At 36.5% G+C, this 2,768-nt stretch carries 4 protein-coding genes; 1 reads left to right on the forward strand and 3 read right to left on the reverse strand.

What is annotated here, in order from left to right; translation table 11 throughout:
- Positions 1-20: 20 nt before the first annotated feature.
- Entirely contained in the window at positions 21-362 is a 342-nt protein-coding gene (locus RM552_RS17615) for a hypothetical protein (protein WP_311370202.1), read from the reverse strand.
- A gap of 265 nt (positions 363-627) precedes the next feature.
- Positions 628-1,275, reverse strand: coding sequence for a hypothetical protein (locus RM552_RS17620; protein WP_311370203.1), 648 nt, complete (start codon positions 1,273-1,275; stop codon positions 628-630).
- Positions 1,276-1,502: 227 nt separating this feature from the next.
- Between RM552_RS17620 and RM552_RS17625 the strand changes: the two genes are divergently transcribed.
- The gene (locus RM552_RS17625) at positions 1,503-2,480 is read left to right on the forward strand and encodes an integron integrase (RefSeq protein WP_311370204.1); all 978 of its coding nucleotides are present in this window, start codon (positions 1,503-1,505) and stop codon (positions 2,478-2,480) included.
- A 155-nt stretch (positions 2,481-2,635) separates the two neighbouring features.
- Here the strand turns inward: RM552_RS17625 and RM552_RS17630 are convergent.
- Positions 2,636-2,768: EF-Tu C-terminal domain-related protein (locus RM552_RS17630; protein ID WP_489753035.1), on the reverse strand; the 133-nt coding region annotated here is incomplete at its 5' end.

Raw genomic sequence — 2,768 nt, forward strand, 5'->3', positions numbered from 1 at the left:
AAATCCGGTTCATGGTTTTGTTATATTTCATTGTCTGATACTTCCTCATATACTGTGGTCATTTTTTCCTCAATCATATACCAATTTGAAAATAAATGACTTCTACATGAGACTAATTTAATTCTAGTGTCTCCTCTTTCTAAACACTCTACTACATCGTGTATTTCCGAAGCATAATAAAACCTTGAAATATATAATTTGGCTAGCTTACCGTTCATTTTAGTTTTGCCCCCTCCGTTGGAACCAAAAATTAGCCAAGTTCCGTCTTTTTTGCCGGCATGAAAACAATCTAAATTGAGCTTTTCAGCATATTCCATAAAACTCTGAGCTTCTAAATCTCTCCTTTTCGTTTCCTTTGTCACTAGAGAATTACCTTTGATCTCGAATTTATTAAATTCACTGTCCCTGCACCAAAAGATATATTTAAAGCTAGTAGTGCTTGAGTATTTGTATAGTGACAACAAATCATCTGAATTAGTCCAAATATAAATATAATCCTGAAGCTTTCCTGGCGGCCACCACTTGTATGTGAAAGGAACAGATACGACTAGAAATGCGAGAATAAAGAGCAATAGCTTAAGTTTCATATTGAAATATAACACCCGCTTAAGCGGCGAAAATTGTTTTTCATTTTTGTCCGCTTAAAGCGTTTGTTAGCTTATTTCTGTGATAAAAAATGACAGCTAAAGTCACAACTAAAAATATAATTAACTTAATTAGCAATAACAAGCTGTTGTCTGCCGTTAGAGTACGAAGCTCCTCATTAGTTCTAGCAATCTTCTCCTGCATTTCCAGAGATGACTTTCGGCTTTCATTATCTTCTTTTGTGGGGCTATATATTATTACACCGTCAGAAAATGACATATATGAAATAGCAATACCTGTTTCCTTAAACACAAGTGAAGCCACCATTTCTTTTTCTTCTAATGTATTAGCATTAGAGAGCAATTTCGCAATTGGCAGGTCGAGAGCCTTAGTTTGGTCAAACTGTCCCGAAACTTTGAACAATGTATGACTAACGAGAGCGGGTATAAAAATAGACAGGAAGAGCATCATTGAAAAACATCCAAGATAACCATTGGTTACTTTAATATTTTCATTAGTGCTTAGCCTCAAAATCAGTGTCTGGATAAAGCAAAACGATAACAAGAAGGATAGTATAATGAGCCAGCCCCATATAAGGCTGTTTTGTTCTACAAATAATTTTCTAAAAAACACTCTGCCAATAATGTCGAATAAAAATATCAAAAACGTAATACGATATAAAATTTTCATAGAAGCTAACAACTTATTATCCGAACAAAACGGCGAAGAAAAACTGTACCAAGGTCGGGTTTCATTTTTTTCATGGTAGTAATATATTCTTTGAGCCCCTATAGGTCAACCTAATGCATAGACCGCGAAATGTAAACACGGTTGATTGTATGGTTAAGTAGTTAGCCGGTCTCTTGCTTGATTGGTTTAAATTACAAACGAATTATTATTGTTAAGGAAAACGTCTAATGGTTTCGCCATTTTTGAGTTCGGTTGTTGAGCTTATGTATTTGAAACGTTATGCAAAACGAACAGTCGATACCTATCTCAAGTATATTAAACAATATATTCGTTTTCATAATTTTCAACATCCTAGTATTTTGGATGATGTCGATGTTGAAGCATTTTTGACCTATTTAGTGACGGTGAAAAAGGTGTCTATTAGTACTCAAACCGTTGCTTTAAATGCTTTAGTGTTTCTTTATAAAGATTACTTAGATGCGCCTTTATCGCTTGATATGTCTTTTGTTCGCAGCAATCGCCAGCCTAAGCTACCCGTTGTATTAACGACTGCTGAAATTATTCGCTTTTTTGAGCATGTTCCTGCGATTCATAAACTACAAATTTCACTTTTGTATGGTAGTGGGCTTAGGTTGATGGAATGCATGCGATTGCGGGTTAAGGATATTGATTTTGACTTCAAGAATATACGTGTGTTTAACGGTAAAGGTGGTAAGCATCGTGTAGTTACTCTTTCTGATAAGCTAATAGAGCCGCTGCTTGCCCAGGCAAGATTGGTTAAGTCTATATTAGAAAAGGATAAAATGGATAATGAGTATGCGGGTGTTTATTTGCCGGATGCTTTGCGTGAGAAGTACCAGCATGCCGCTTATGATCTTAACTGGCATTATTTATTTCCTGCAAGCAAATTGTCTCGCGACCCAGAAAGTAAGCGGATTAGAAGGCATCACTTGGATGAAAGGGGTATACAGAAATCAGTGAAAAAGGCGGCGCGTTTAGCACAAATTGAAAAGAATGTAACTTGTCATACTTTGCGACATTCGTTCGCGACTCATTTGCTTTTGAATGGCTCTGATATAAGAACAGTGCAAGACCAACTAGGACATTCGGATTTGCGGACAACGCAGATATATGTTCATGTTCTGCAGCGTGGTGGCAATGCAGTAGTTAGCCCATTTGATAATTTGTCTATCAATACGAAATAGTATGAAAAATAAGTAGGAGTGGTAGTAGAAGTAAATACTAAGTTTCAGCTAATGATGCAAATAACTTGAAGCCAACAAAACCTAGCGAGTAACAAAAAAGCCGCTTAAAAAGCGGCTTTTATATTTATTGCTCTTAGTGTGAGCGTCTTAGATAATTAGTCTAAGATTTTTGCTACAACACCAGCACCAACTGTACGGCCACCTTCACGGATTGCGAAGCGTAAACCTTCGTCCATCGCGATTGGCGCAATTAGCTCAACTTCAAATTTCAAGTTGTCGCCAGGCATG

Origin of the sequence: Glaciecola petra, assembly GCF_031846345.1 — a bacterium.
Taxonomy (GTDB): domain Bacteria; phylum Pseudomonadota; class Gammaproteobacteria; order Enterobacterales; family Alteromonadaceae; genus Glaciecola; species Glaciecola petra.